The sequence below is a fragment of the Gilvimarinus agarilyticus genome, assembly GCF_000832015.1.
In the GTDB taxonomy this organism is placed as follows: Bacteria; Pseudomonadota; Gammaproteobacteria; order Pseudomonadales; family Cellvibrionaceae; genus Gilvimarinus; species Gilvimarinus agarilyticus.
The window spans coordinates 3,001,578-3,015,162 of the sequence record NZ_JXCJ01000001.1; the positions used below are offsets into that span (position 1 = coordinate 3,001,578).

Annotated in this window: 11 protein-coding genes; 5 read left to right on the top strand and 6 right to left on the bottom strand. The window is 53.0% G+C overall.

What is annotated here, in order from left to right:
- Positions 1-74: 74 nt before the first annotated feature.
- Positions 75-677, bottom strand: coding sequence for a peroxiredoxin (locus tag SD69_RS13050; RefSeq protein ID WP_041523561.1), 603 nt, complete (start codon positions 675-677; stop codon positions 75-77).
- Between the two features lie 344 nt (positions 678-1,021).
- Between SD69_RS13050 and SD69_RS13055 the strand changes: the two genes are divergently transcribed.
- Positions 1,022-1,231 (top strand): bacterioferritin-associated ferredoxin, encoded by a 210-nt coding sequence (locus SD69_RS13055; protein WP_041523562.1) that lies wholly within the window; start codon positions 1,022-1,024, stop codon positions 1,229-1,231.
- Positions 1,232-1,414: 183 nt separating this feature from the next.
- Positions 1,415-1,891 carry a bacterioferritin gene (bfr, locus tag SD69_RS13060; RefSeq protein ID WP_041523563.1) on the top strand — a complete coding sequence of 159 codons (477 nt, stop codon included), beginning with the start codon at positions 1,415-1,417 and terminating at the stop codon, positions 1,889-1,891.
- 91 nt (positions 1,892-1,982) lie between these two features.
- Here the strand turns inward: bfr and SD69_RS13065 are convergent, their stop codons facing one another.
- Positions 1,983-2,750 carry a hypothetical protein gene (locus tag SD69_RS13065; protein ID WP_041524804.1) on the bottom strand — a complete coding sequence of 256 codons (768 nt, stop codon included), beginning with the start codon at positions 2,748-2,750 and terminating at the stop codon, positions 1,983-1,985.
- Positions 2,751-2,899: 149 nt separating this feature from the next.
- Positions 2,900-5,461 (bottom strand): protein kinase domain-containing protein, encoded by a 2,562-nt coding sequence (locus SD69_RS13070; RefSeq protein ID WP_084591574.1) that lies wholly within the window; start codon positions 5,459-5,461, stop codon positions 2,900-2,902.
- Between the two features lie 280 nt (positions 5,462-5,741).
- On the opposite strand from SD69_RS13070, the gene gcvP reads away from it, so the two are divergent.
- The 3 genes from gcvP to SD69_RS13085 all read left to right on the top strand — a co-directional run bounded on the left by gcvP (position 5,742) and on the right by SD69_RS13085 (position 10,203).
- Positions 5,742-8,651, top strand: a complete 2,910-nt coding sequence (gene gcvP, locus SD69_RS13075; RefSeq protein ID WP_052481150.1) for an aminomethyl-transferring glycine dehydrogenase — start codon at positions 5,742-5,744, stop codon at positions 8,649-8,651.
- Between the two features lie 614 nt (positions 8,652-9,265).
- The gene (locus SD69_RS13080) at positions 9,266-9,658 is read left to right on the top strand and encodes a hypothetical protein (protein WP_041523564.1); all 393 of its coding nucleotides are present in this window, start codon (positions 9,266-9,268) and stop codon (positions 9,656-9,658) included.
- Positions 9,659-9,855: 197 nt separating this feature from the next.
- Entirely contained in the window at positions 9,856-10,203 is a 348-nt protein-coding gene (locus SD69_RS13085; protein ID WP_041523565.1) for a hypothetical protein, read from the top strand.
- A 39-nt stretch (positions 10,204-10,242) separates the two neighbouring features.
- Here the strand turns inward: SD69_RS13085 and SD69_RS13090 are convergent, their stop codons facing one another.
- The 3 genes from SD69_RS13090 to SD69_RS13100 all read right to left on the bottom strand — a co-directional run bounded on the left by SD69_RS13090 (position 10,243) and on the right by SD69_RS13100 (position 13,366).
- Positions 10,243-11,103 carry a HEPN domain-containing protein gene (locus SD69_RS13090; RefSeq protein ID WP_052481151.1) on the bottom strand — a complete coding sequence of 287 codons (861 nt, stop codon included), beginning with the start codon at positions 11,101-11,103 and terminating at the stop codon, positions 10,243-10,245.
- A gap of 607 nt (positions 11,104-11,710) precedes the next feature.
- Positions 11,711-12,445, bottom strand: a complete 735-nt coding sequence (locus SD69_RS13095; protein ID WP_041523566.1) for a copper homeostasis protein CutC — start codon at positions 12,443-12,445, stop codon at positions 11,711-11,713.
- Positions 12,446-13,366: an ROK family protein gene (locus SD69_RS13100; RefSeq protein ID WP_041523567.1), complete on the bottom strand. Its 921-nt coding sequence runs from the start codon at positions 13,364-13,366 to the stop codon at positions 12,446-12,448.
- Positions 13,367-13,585 lie beyond the last annotated feature (219 nt).

Consider the following 13,585-nt stretch of genomic DNA (forward strand, 5'->3'; position numbering starts at 1 on the left):
CCAACGTCACTTTATTACCGACATAAAAAAACCCGGCCAAAGCCGGGTTTTTGGTGGAGAACCGGTAGCCGCTATTACAGCTTGCCAGAGTTCTCAGACAGGTAAGAAGCAACGCCAGAAGCCGATGCATCCATACCTTTGTCACCTTCCTGCCAACCGGCAGGACAAACTTCGCCGTGCTCCTGGTGGAACGCCAATGCGTCAACCATGCGCAGCATCTCGTCAACGTTGCGGCCCAGTGGCAGGTTGTTAACCACCTGGTGCTGCACTACGCCTTCTTCGTCGATCAGGAACGAGCCGCGGTACGCAACGCCGGCGTCGGCCTCAACGTCAAACGCCTGACAGATTTCGTGCTTGGTGTCGGCAACCATAGTGTATTTAACCTGGCCGATACCGCCTTCGTTTACAGGGGTGTTACGCCATGCGCTGTGAGTAAACTGCGAGTCGATTGATACCGCAATTACTTCAACGCCACGCTTTTGGAACGCTTCAAAACGGTTGTCAAAAGCAATCAGCTCAGACGGGCACACAAAGGTGAAGTCCAGCGGGTAAAAGAAGATAACCGCTTTTTTGCCTTTGATGGCTTCAGCCAGCTTGTACTCATCAACGATCTCGCCGTTGCCCAATACGGCCGCTGCGGTGAAATCTGGAACCTGTTTTCCTACTAATACGCCCATGTCGTAACCTCCATAAGTTTGACGGACTAAATAAAGCTCCACCGAAAGATGGGGGCCGCACCGTTAATTGCAACCCGCCTTTCCGTGAAGATTTGATAAAGTTTTAACAATTAGCAGCATAAGCTCTAATAGTGCTGCACTATATTACACATTCTATTTAGTGAGTCACATTGATTTTAGTTATCGCATCGATTGTTTTTAACTGGCACTAAGCCACACCGCCCCTGGCTTAGAACCAAATCTGCCAATTCTTAATGCCAATTATTCTCACAAACTATTGACACAGATTCTCATTAACAATACTATCTCATTATTACTTCACTATTACGCAGGTATTGTTACGAATGTACGTGTGTCTCTGCAAAGGCATTACCGACCGCCAAATTGAGGCGGCAGTACACGATGGCGCTCACAGCTTAGGCAAGCTGCGCAAGGCGTTGGGCGTTGCCAGCCAGTGCGGCAAGTGCTCGTCGCTCACTCGCGAAATCCTGGACGAGACCCTGCAGGAAGTCCCCATGATTGCCGGTATGCCACAGTTTTACGCGGTGGCCTAAATTCAGGCCCCGCCCTACTCCACTGACATCGCTAAACAGACGCAAAACGCAATAAGAACAAATCTCTTAATCATTAAAATCTCCTTACACATCAAACACTTACACTTGACAGACTAGCCCTACAGGGCCAGACTTACGCCGATTAGTTCACTAAGCGCAGCCCGCGCCGGCGAGGAGACAGTCATGAAAGGTGATCCGAAGGTAATTGAGTTTTTAAATAAAGTGCTCGGCAACGAGCTGGTTGCCATTAACCAGTACTTTCTACACGCCCGCATGTACAAAGACTGGGGCTTAAAAGAGCTGGCAGACCACGAGTATCACGAGTCCATCGATGAAATGAAGCATGCCGACCAACTGGTCGAGCGGATTTTGTTTTTAGAGGGCCTGCCCAACCTGCAAGACCTGGGCAAACTGCACATTGGTGAAAATACCAAAGAGATGCTGGAATCTGACCTAAAGGTTGAATTAAAAGCCATACCGGATTTACGCGAAGGCATCGCCTACTGCGACAAAGTGCATGACTATGTCAGCCGCGATGTTCTAAACAGTATTTTAGAGTCCGAAGAAGAGCACGTGGATTGGTTGGAGACTCAGCTCAGCCTGATCGACAAGGTGGGTATACAAAACTACCTGCAATCGAAAATGGCGGGAGATGAATAGTTACGGTTGATGGCTATTCAAATCAAAAGGGCTGGATTGCAAAATTCAGCCCTTTTTCGCTATCCGTACCCCTTTCCCCATACTCCAACAATCAATTCAACAACCCATACACGCCCACCGAGTAAGCGCGTTTATCTTGCTCGCCCCGCAAGCTGCGAACATTAACCAGCTCGCCCAGCGCCACTGAATCGTCGGTATAGCGCGTGTCTCCGGTGCCCGTATCAAAGCTGACCACGCCCGCCTCGTTAAACTGATAGGCAATGACGTCGTCCCGCTCGACACCCACACTGACAGGAAAGTTAACCCGCTGCACACCCGAGCTTACCGCCTTTAATCGGGCGCTTTGCCAAATCACGATTAGCTGATCATCCACCGGCCGCATCACCTGCACGTTAAAGGTGCCGGGCTTAACAAAATGCGCGCTTACCCCGGTAATCGTGCCGCTACCGGGCATCGGATTGGCCATATCCACTAGCAGTAAGGGCTTAGCATCGACGTTGCTGCGCTGCACCAGCTCACCTCCCACATAGTCGAGCAAATCACTTTGCACCATAAACTCTTTCAGCATATCGATTTGCCGTTGTACAAACCGCCGCACCTGCCCGCGCAACTCGCTCGACTCTTGCACCCGCACGGTTTTCTCTGTGTCGAGTACGGTTTTTACCCGGTTTAGCTCGTCGATCTCGCGCTGCAGGCGCGCTTGCTCGGAGGCGAGCGCGTCAATTTTATTTTGCGCCTGGGCAAGCTCGGTTTGCAGTTGCAGGTTTTGCGCTTCAACCTGCTTAACATCGGGCGGTGTTTGGCACGCGCTCAACGTTAGCGCCAGCAATAGATAGCTCGCAATAGAGTAGTATTTCATGGTGATCCTCGTGGGGTTATCAGCGCGGCATTCGCGTGATAACCCTAAATCGTAGGCCAGTAGCGGTTTGTTATTGTCCTGCCCGCCGTACATCCGGCAATGTACCGCCGGGCTTAAGTTTTCGCAACGGCTTATTTCAGGCCACCGGTTTAGGGTCTTTGCCCCACAACCTGAAACGCCACCGAGGCTAAACGCTGATCCCCGAGGGTAAGGTCGACGTGATACCCGCCCTCGTTAAAACCCTCCACCGGCCGCTCGATACGAAAAAACTTAACCCCCTCAGCACCACTGACAATCACCGGTACCTGAGCGATTTGCAGGCTGCGCGAGCCATCGTACAAACTGGCCTGAATCACTCCCGTAGCGCCATTAAAGCGGCTGTACTCAAAGCCAAGGTAAATAACCCGGTCGGCCACCAACACTAAATTGCGCTGGCGGCTCAAGTTAGCAAGCGGCTGCGCTGCCACGGTAAGATTCGACACCGACGGCAAGCTCGCCTCGGTTAGCTGCTCTAACTGCAACCGTCGAGTCAATAGCGACTGACTTTGCGGAAACCGATCCCGGGCGCTAGCCAGCTGCAGCGAAGCCTCTTCGAGCGCACCGCCGCGGATCATGCTATCAATTCGCCGAATCAACGCCTGCTCCAGCTCTTTGAGCATTTGCAACGCAGGCTCGTAATTGGCATCAATCGCCAACACCGCCTGCAATGAGGCAAATGCATTGGCGTCTTTCGGGGCGATCAATTGATCGGCATCCTGGTGTGCACTCGCCTGCGTCATAAGAGGAGCGATCTGGGCATCCACACTCTGTAGGCGATCACGCATTTGGTTAAGCGCTTCATCGCCGGCATCGAGCTGTAAACCCCGCTCTACCAACGTTAACGCGCGCGGAGCCTCGCCGGCGGCCTCGGCGGCCTGAGCCAACACGTGATAGCGCCGCACTACCGCTTGCAGCCCCGCCCGCGCCTCGGTGTTGGCAGGGTACGCCTGCAAAACATCGCGATAGCTCTCTACCGCATTGGCCCCGTCGGGTGAGCTCAATGCATCTTGCTCTAAATAGCGCGCGCCATCGGTGAGCTTAGCTTGCAGCCAGACTTTAGCTTCAAGCGGTGCCAAGGCCTCTTGGTAGCGCGCTTCGCGGCCCGGATCGTCTAGCGCCTGCCTGGCAATAGCCAACAGCTCGCGGGCCGCTTGTACATCCTCAGCGTCGATGGCGGCCGCAAAGCGGGCATCAAACCACCGTGCCAGTTCAGCCCGGCCCGCTTCGCCGGCCTCGCGGTCGGCGAGGTTATCGGAGTTTAATAGCTGTCGGTAAGACTGCGCCAGCAACACCGCTTGCGCCTGGTCGCGCTCCAGTTGCTGGCGCAGCATCCGCGCGGTTAACGCCAAATCTGAGGGCTCATCGTTTGCGGTATTTATCTCCGCCTCCCGGCCCTCTGGCGCAGTGGGTGTTTCTGTATTGGCAGCCTCCGGGCTGTTTGCCTCAGAACGCGTTGATTCGGCATCGTTAGCCGCTGAGCTAGTTTGCGGAGCAGAACCCGCCCCGCCCCTTGATGTTTGCGCAGGTGTGGCGTCCGTTACACTGGCGGAAGGTACCGAACCGCTGATTAGACGCTGGTAATGAGGCTCAAGCTCGGGCCAAAAGTACCAGCTGGCGCCCCCCCCACCGAGTAATATCAGTAAGACAATGCCCCAGCCCAGCCCAGTGCGGCGCGGCGGCCGGTTGCCGGGCGCTACAGGGGTATGGCCATAATCGCCAATGCCATCCATATCGCTCACCCGAAAATCGGTGGTGCTGCCCTCGCCTGCCTCCACAAGTGTGCGCGCTGCCACCACGGGCGTGGTATAGGGGGTTGCCTCGGTTTCCGATACAGGGTTAACCGCCGGGGCTTTTGCCAGCTGCTCTTGCGCGAGCAGTACGGCCTCCGGATCCAGCGTCTCTAAATCGGCAATCAACTCATTACCGCTTTGGTAGCGGGCATCGGGGGTTTTTGCCAGCGCTTTATTAATAATCGGCTGAAACAGCGCCACATAATCGGGGAGCGTAGGCACCGGTTCGGATACATGCATAATGCCCACGGCCACGGCCGAATCGGCATCAAAGGGCACCCGGCCGGCCAACAGCTGAAATAACACAACCCCCAGGCTGTAGATGTCGGCGCGCGGGTCCACCACCACGCCTTTGGCTTGCTCGGGGCTCATATAATGAGGCGTGCCCATGGTGGTGCCGGTTTGAGTCATCCCCGAGCCAATATCGGTGGCGCGGGCAATACCAAAATCCATCAGTACTGCGCGGCCGTCTTCGGCGTGCAGCATAATATTCTCGGGCTTAACGTCGCGGTGAATATATCCCTTGCTGCCGGCGTAGTTCAGCGCCCGGGCCACATCTTTGGTCAAGGTCAGTATTTGCGTCAGACTTAACCGGGTGCGCCGCTGCTTTAAATCTTCGCCCGGTACATACTCCATCGATAAATAGTGGTTGCCCTTGTGCACGCCCACGTCGTACACCGTAACAATATTAGGGTGCACCAAACGCGAGACGATACGGGCCTCGCGCACAAAGCGCTCACCAAAGCTCGGGTCTTTTGACAGCTGCGACGACATAACTTTAAGCGCCACTTCACGCTCAAAGCTCTGTTGGATGGCGAGATAAACCGTCGCCATGCCCCCTTCTCCGAGGGTATCAATTATCTTATATCCGGGTATTTCCATGCACTGCGCCAGTAAAGTAAACCAACACACCCACTCCGGGGCGCGCCAAACAGCTCGCGGCGTTTATTGCCGCTTGCCATATTATCGCAAAACAGCGGCCACCATACACTCCGCTGATGTTATTTAGCCGGCGCCAATTGCTCAAAACCCCGCCAATTGCTACTATTGCGCCCCTTCAAACAGGTGTTTGTCCGATTGTCGCACGCCCCATATGGCGCCGACGACCAACCCCTGTACTCCCGTTCCAGCGACCCGTTTCCAGTAATTAAAGAGACTCCCTATGACTCAGGATTTTCGCCGCGCACCTCTGGCCGAGCTTGCCCACCACAATGCCTTTATCGGCCGCCATATTGGCCCCGATGCGGCGGAGACCAGCGCGATGCTACAAGCGCTGGGGCTTGGGTCAATTAACGAGCTGATCGAGAAAACCGTGCCCGGCAAAATCCGCCTGCAAGAGCCTCTGGCTCTTGAGCAAGCTAAATCTGAGGTCGAAGCACTGGCCGAGCTAAAAACCATCGCTGGCAAAAACAAGCTGTACAAAAGCTTTATCGGCATGGGCTACTACGACACCCACGTGCCCCACGTTATTTTGCGCAACGTGCTGGAAAACCCCGGCTGGTACACCGCCTATACCCCCTACCAGCCCGAGATCGCCCAGGGTCGCTTAGAGGGGCTGTTAAACTTTCAGCAAATGATCATCGATTTAACCGGCATGGACTTAGCCAACGCCTCAATGCTGGATGAAGGCACCGCCGCCGCCGAAGCAATGGCCATGTGCAAGCGACAAAACAAAAAGAACCGCTCCGACGCGTTCTTTGTGGCCGCCGATACTCACCCGCAAACCATCGCGGTGGTTAAAACCCGCGCCGAACACTTTGGCTTTGAAGTGATTGTCGACGAGGCCGAAAAGCTCGCCGACACAGAATGCTTTGGCGCCCTGCTGCAATACCCTGGCACCACCGGTCAGGTACGCGACTTAACCGATATTATCGCCACGGCCCACGAGCAGAAAAAACTGGTTACCGTCGCCTCCGATTTACTCGCCCTAATGCTGCTTAAATCACCCGGCGAGATGGGCGCCGATGTGGTGATCGGCACCAACCAACGCTTTGGTGTACCCATGGGCTTTGGCGGCCCGCACGCGGCGTTTTTTGGTTTTAAAGATGCCTTTAAGCGCAGCGCACCTGGCCGTATTATTGGCGTCTCGGTCGATAGCCGCGGTAAAACCGCGTTGCGCATGGCCATGCAAACCCGCGAGCAACACATCCGCCGCGAGAAAGCCAACTCCAACATCTGTACTTCACAGGTACTGCTGGCGGTCATGAGCGTGTTTTACGCCATCTATCACGGCCCCGATGGCTTAACCCGTATTGCCGAGCGCGTTGCGCGCTTAACCGATACCGTCGCCACCGCCCTTAAAAAGCACGGCTTTGATTTACGCCACGAGCAATACTTTGACACTCTGTGCGTTAAAGTTGGGCGCGATGCCCAGCGCGGTTTTTATCAAAGCGCTTTAGGTAACGAAATCAACCTGCGTTTAGTGGGCAACGATTGCCTGGGTATCAGCCTGGACGAGACCACCACGTTTAAACACATCAGCCAACTCCTTAATGTGTTCTGCGCCGGCGACCACGGTTTAGATTTACATGAGCTGGACGCTGAGCTCGCCAGCGGCAACCTGCCCCACGGCTTGCCCGATGTGCAGCGACGCACTGATGCGGTACTCACTCACCCAGTGTTTAACAGCTACCACAGCGAGACCGACATGCTGCGTTACCTAAAGCGGCTAGAGGCAAAAGACATTGCCCTGAATCATTCGATGATCCCACTCGGCTCTTGCACCATGAAGCTCAACGCCACCGCCGAGATGATTCCGGTAACCTGGCCCGAATTTGGCAAACTGCACCCGTTTGCGCCCATCGACCAGGCGCAAGGTTACAGCCAATTATTTACCGAGCTGCAACAAATGCTTGAGGCCTGTACCGGTTACGACGCCGTCAGCCTGCAACCTAACGCCGGCAGTCAAGGCGAATACGCGGGCCTTGTTGCCATTAAAAAATACTTTGAGCACAACGGCGAGGCTGATCGCGATATTTGTTTAATCCCCGCCTCTGCCCACGGTACCAATCCTGCGTCCGCCCAGATGGTGGGCATGAAAGTCGTGGTGGTGAACTGCGATGCTAAAGGCAACGTCGACCTCGCCGACTTAAACACAAAAATTACCGAGTACGGCCGCCGCATCGCCTGCATTATGGTCACCTACCCGTCTACCCACGGTGTGTTCGAAGAGGGCATTACCGAACTGTGCGCCGCCGTGCACAACATTGGCGGGCAAGTGTATATCGACGGCGCCAACATGAACGCACTGGTCGGCGTAGCAGCGCCGGGTAAATTCGGCGGCGATGTGTCGCACTTAAACCTGCACAAAACCTTTTGTATTCCCCACGGTGGTGGCGGCCCCGGCATGGGCCCCATTGGCGTGGCCGAACACTTAAAACCCTTTTTGCCCGCCCACCCGGTGCAACCCGTGCCCAACACCGACATCGCCAACGGCACCATCTCGGCCGCCCCCTGGGGCTCGGCCAGCATCCTGCCCATTAGCTGGATGTACATTAAAATGATGGGCCAAACCGGCATGCTTGAAGCCACCCAAAAAGCCATTCTTAATGCCAACTACGTGGCCAAAAAATTGGGCGATCACTACCCGATTTTATACAAGGGCTCCGAGGGTTTTGTCGCACACGAATGCCTGCTCGATTTACGCCCGTTAAAAGACGCCAGCGGCATCACCGAAGAAGACATCGCCAAGCGTTTAATGGATTTTGGTTTTCACGCACCGACCATGTCATTCCCGGTGGCCGGCACGTTAATGATTGAGCCAACTGAATCCGAGTCGCAACCCGAGCTGGACCGCTTTTGCGAGGCCATGCTCACCATCCGCAAAGAAATCGCCCAAATCGAAAGCGGCGATGTCAGCTACGACACCAGCGCGCTACACAACGCGCCCCACACCCAGGACGATGTCATGCAAGCGGACTGGGATCGCCCCTACACCCGCGAGCAAGCAAGCCGCCCGGCGACGTGGTTAAAAGAGCATAAAGTGTGGCCGAGCGTGAACCGGATTGATAATGTGTATGGGGATCGGAATTTGGTTTGTTCTTGCCCTACGGTGGAGGAATACCGGAGTTAAAGGGGCGAAACTAAGTTTCGGGCTTTTTATATGCCCTCTGTCGCCGGGCGCGCGAGTTACTTTTCTTTGTTTGGGCAAAGCAAACTAACGAAAAGAAAGCCCACCCCGGCACCTCAGCCCTTCGGGTTCCCTCGCTCCGGCCTATTTTAGAGGGCCGTCTCGACAGGGCGTCCCTGCCCTGACGAGACTTGCGCAAATGTCCTATTTGCTTACCCTCTAAAATAGGCCTGCGCTCGGCTGGCTGCAGGGGATTGAAAGGCGGTGCTTCGTAGCTGGGCTACAGCGGTTCGAATTATGTGACACATGCGTATCGCCATAACAGCGGAGCCAAATCGGTACTAGCGTCACGCCAAAAAAAATCCTCATCAATGTCGAACGTGCCAAGCCTGAGCGTTGACTTGGAATGATTAGAGATTTCAGTTTACCTAAGGACCTGAATCCCAGTGACATTAAACTCGAAGCGAACAGTAAACTTTTTAAACAGCTGAAATACTTACACAACGATCATGTTGACAGATACAGATGAGTGTCCAGTTTTATTCTACGATCACCTATAACGTTCTTAACTTAAAGCACGGAACCTTTTAGCCCAGATAACACTCAGGCGATATTCTATGTTTATTTACTTAGATCAGAATGTACTTGGAGATCTTTATGACAAGGAGTACCACCTTGTAAAAAATGATGGTAATGAATGGGTTTACTCGCCTGAGCACTTAAATGAAATTCACAGAGGGGGTAGGACTGAAATTTTAGACGTGCTTCGGGGGCTTAATGCAAGGCTGATATTTTGCCCTACATCAGATGCAGGTCTGATAAATGACAACCTTAAAGTCAGTGTCTATGAAGAGCCTCACGCGGTATACACTCGCTATTTAGAGCATCGAAATTTTTCATTAATAGACACTTCTATTTTTAATCCTATCCTCGCGGCTTTTTTGGCAACCAAGAAGATGACAACCTTTCATCTTACGCTGATGACCTTTCCAGGCTGGCCACAGATTTAATACATCGCTATCCACAGCTTAAATCGCTAAGTTCTATCGATTATGAAAAGGGGTTTTACGATGCAGGCAAGAAAACACAGGCAGACTTATCAAATGTTATACCGCTAGATCAAAGAAGAAAGATTTTTCACCTTAATAAAGGTCGAGGATCTTCTTACATACGATCAGAAAACCCTATTCTTGACTTATGGAAACACATGAATGAAGCCGTCGAACCTACGATATCGATCGATCAATTCTTTGGATTTGATCCTATAGATAAGAAGCTTTTCGGTTACGACGAATGGCCCCTATTTCTGGGAATTTGTACATGTTACTTTGCGCTAAATATGATTGGGTACCGACCTGACGAAGGTCTTCCTAAAGTTTCCAGAGTTCCGGCCAATTCCAGCGATGCAATGCATGTTGCCTACGGCGCATTTTGCAGTGGTTTTGTTACAAGAGACAAGAAAATGTGTGACAAGGCAAAAGCCATCTATACGTACAAAAACATAACATGTGAGGCTGTTCATGTTCGCGATTATTTAAATTCTTTTGGGCTTTGAAAAAACGCTATAAGTCTCATCTGGCCCCGCTTATCACAGCTACGGCCTAGCCTTGGCCCCCGCCTTGATTTCTGAAAGATGCCTTCGGTAGCCCGCAACCAGTTTCTTAGGAATAAAGACGTATTTGAGCAACTCATCCAGCATTTCAGGATAGAGGTACAAAAGCGAATTTTCCGCATTTGAGTGATTCTTTGCCTTCACCGTGGCTCGCCTTCGGACGCCGAAACAAGGATTATGCCAGAGCAATGCGGCACGACTGGGGTGTTTTCTGTCGCTAACGATGCTCTCTAGTAGGCCGCCGTGCAGTCGAAACTTGTATGGTGGATTTTCCTCACTGCTGGCTAAGTCTGACCATGCAGCATCAAGTAGCTTCAGCTCCTCAAACGGGAGCTGTTTCCCAGCGACATCTAGAACCTGGCAGTATCTACGGATTTCCCAAACAGCCAAATCGAGGTCGATCAGTATGTTGCCGTACACATGAAAGGGAACGTCGATATACCTGAACTCACCAATCTCTGCCAAGTAATCTATGAATTTACGACTCCTCTTCGAGAGTCTGATTTCGAACGATAAGGACTGAGTAAGTGACAAGGCTTGAGCTAGATCGAGGCCTACTTTATTCGCTTTGATACGGTTGTAAAGGAGGATGGCTTTTAGGTACTTCTCTATCGCTTGATGTGAAGACCAAAGGAACTGAGGAAACAGCTCATGTCGACAGGTCAACCGGGCCGCGATGTAGTCTCGGTCTGCTTGGTCTCGGAATGACTGCGTACCAAACGCGTTGACGAATCGTTCCAGCTTGTCTTGCTCACTCGCATAAGGAGCGAAGGGCATATTATCGACCTCAATTGCTGTGACTTTGTGCTGACCAATGTGCGCCATAAACGGCGCGCGAGCCATCGGGGTAAAGCCTTACATTGAATTTTTTTGTGCAAAAGCTTAGACGATGTTCTCTGAGAATCTAAAGCAAGAACTCATGCGACATCGTTTAACATTTACCAATCTTACATTTCCCAGCGAAACCCGCCTCCGATAGAGATTGATTTAAGGAAAGGCAGAATGTTTTATCTTGACGAGAAAATACGGCACGTTCTGACAGATCATTGTCCAGTGGTGCTACGCTGGGCGCTTATACTTCACGCAGAATATTACGCCAAAGCAATAAACGCAACCACCCGCATCAATCCGCTACGAAGTGCCGCTTTTGGGCCCCCTGCAGCCAGCCGAGCGGAGGCCTATTTTAGGGGGTAAGTACGCACGGATGCGTACGCAAGCATTGTCAGGCCAGGGACGGCCTGTCAATGCGGCCCGCTAAAATTGGCTGGAGCGAGGGAACCCGAAGGGCTGAGATGCCGGGGTGGGCTTTCTTTTCGTTAGTTTGCTTTGCCCAAACAAAGAAAAGTAACTCGCGCGCCCGGCGACAGAGGGCATATTAAAAGCCCGCCTTTGGCGGCACAAAACAACCTTAAACAAGACCGCACACCATTTTTATACGCAAAAGACCAGACTAAGCATCAAGCTCAACCAAAACATCCGCCATTCGCCGCACCACATCAAGGCTGGTCTGCCGCCGCCCCTCACCGGCGCAAAACCCAAGTTTTACCGCCGCCTCCGGCGCTTGCGGTATACACTCCGAGCAAGAGGCATGTACGGAGGTTAATGGCATTAGCGTTGCCAACTCGTGGATATTGCCTGCACTAATGCCACTGCCGGGCATGATTTCGATGCGGCCACAGGCTTTATCGAACAGGCTAGCCAGTAACGCCTTACCTTGCAGCGCTGTAACTTGTTGGCCGCTGGTTAAAATACGATTAAAGCCTAAGGCAATCGCCTGCTCTAGTGTTTCGAATGGATCCGGTGTTACATCAAACGCACGATGCAGGGTAATATCCATCCCTTGAGCGGCGGCCACCAACGTGGCCAGTGTTTCCAAATCGAGCGAGCCGTCTTTATGCGTTGCGCCAAGCACAACGCCTTTCATGTTTTCGTCTCGCGCAAGGGCAATATCATCGAGCATGAGCTGCACTTCGGCGGCAGTAAAACAAAAATCGCCGCCCCGTGGGCGAATCATCACATGGGCAGGCATTGCCTCAGCGGCGGCAAAGCGCATAAGCGCAGCTGTTGGTGTAAGTCCGCCCGCGATCAGCGCAGCGCAAAGCTCTACCCTATCGGCCCCGCCTTGCTTGGCGTTAATGATTGCTTGCGGTGTATCGACACAAACTTCAAACGTGATCTTTGCCATTTACCTAGTCCCGGCCGTGCTACGCGGGCGCAAGAACGCCGCACCAACAAGCCCTGCATTGCTAACGTGCTGCGCCTGCACAACGAGTGGGCGATTGTAGTGGGACAACACCATGGTGCGAACTTTTGTATCGATCTTGGCAATATAATCTTGCGCGTTGGCAAGGCCACCGCCCACCGGCACAGAGCCCGGGCCAAGCGTGTTAATAAAAACACTGAGCGTGCGCGCCACCATTTCGCTGCACGCCTCGACAGTTTTCGCAGCCATGGAATCGCCGCTACGCCAGTCACGCAAAATGTTCTCGGCCTCAAGCGTTGTACCGCTTAAGGCTCTATGGACGTTCTCCATACCGCGCGCCGCGCCTACGGTGTCCAGACAACCTTGTTGACCACAGCCACAGTGGAAATACCCCATGTGATCGACTAAGCCTCCGGCGGTGGGATCGACAATAGGACCGTGCCCCCACTCGCCAGAAATACCGCCAAAGCCCGTCACCAAATTACCGTTAAGCACCAAGCCACCGCCTACGCCCGTGCCTAAAATGATGGCGAATACATTGCTTTCACCTTTTGCGACACCAGCATGCGCCTCGGCGAGAGCCAAACAATCCGCGTCATTGGCAACAACAACCGGCACCTTCACGCGGGCCTCTAATAGCTCGGTAAGGTTCGTGTTTTTTAAGTAGGGAATATTCGCAATTGTGAGCTCACCGGTTTTAGGATTCACAAACCCAGTAATCGAAATTGCCACAAAATCTTGCTGTGCGATCGGGGCCCCCTGCACCATTGCTTCCAAGGTGACTAGAAAGGCTTCTAAGGAGTCGCCCGGCGTTGCGCGCTGATCGGCGATTTGCACGATTCCGTCTTGATCGGGCCAACCCGACCGGATATTTGTGCCACCAATATCAAAACATACAGGCATTCATGCTCCCTCCACTTAACCATTTACGATGCCCGCCGGTATAGGCCCGCCGAACGCCTGTACTACCTCAGACAAAAAATCATTTAGAAACATTAAGAGTATCATCGTTAGCCACGCGACGTAGCCCCTCCGGCAAGCGGCCATGCTACACCCTAAACAATTATTCACACACCAGTATATACATATCATATATACTTCGTATATTCGTAGATCAAGGGC

Excerpts from the sequence above, each read along its gene's own strand:
- SD69_RS13095 (WP_041523566.1), bottom strand. The coding sequence starts at position 12,445 with ATGGCAAAGATCACGTTTGAAGTTTGTGTCGATACACCGCAAGCAATC.
- SD69_RS13065 (WP_041524804.1), bottom strand. The coding sequence starts at position 2,750 with ATGAAATACTACTCTATTGCGAGCTATCTATTGCTGGCGCTAACGTTG.
- SD69_RS13055 (WP_041523562.1), top strand. The coding sequence starts at position 1,022 with ATGTACGTGTGTCTCTGCAAAGGCATTACCGACCGCCAAATTGAGGCG.
- SD69_RS13090 (WP_052481151.1), bottom strand. The coding sequence starts at position 11,103 with ATGGCTCGCGCGCCGTTTATGGCGCACATTGGTCAGCACAAAGTCACA.
- SD69_RS13100 (WP_041523567.1), bottom strand. The coding sequence starts at position 13,366 with ATGCCTGTATGTTTTGATATTGGTGGCACAAATATCCGGTCGGGTTGG.
- SD69_RS13085 (WP_041523565.1), top strand. The coding sequence starts at position 9,856 with ATGAATGAAGCCGTCGAACCTACGATATCGATCGATCAATTCTTTGGA.
- bfr (WP_041523563.1), top strand. The coding sequence starts at position 1,415 with ATGAAAGGTGATCCGAAGGTAATTGAGTTTTTAAATAAAGTGCTCGGC.
- SD69_RS13080 (WP_041523564.1), top strand. The coding sequence starts at position 9,266 with ATGTTTATTTACTTAGATCAGAATGTACTTGGAGATCTTTATGACAAG.
- gcvP (WP_052481150.1), top strand. The coding sequence starts at position 5,742 with ATGACTCAGGATTTTCGCCGCGCACCTCTGGCCGAGCTTGCCCACCAC.
- SD69_RS13050 (WP_041523561.1), bottom strand. The coding sequence starts at position 677 with ATGGGCGTATTAGTAGGAAAACAGGTTCCAGATTTCACCGCAGCGGCC.
- SD69_RS13070 (WP_084591574.1), bottom strand. The coding sequence starts at position 5,461 with ATGGAAATACCCGGATATAAGATAATTGATACCCTCGGAGAAGGGGGC.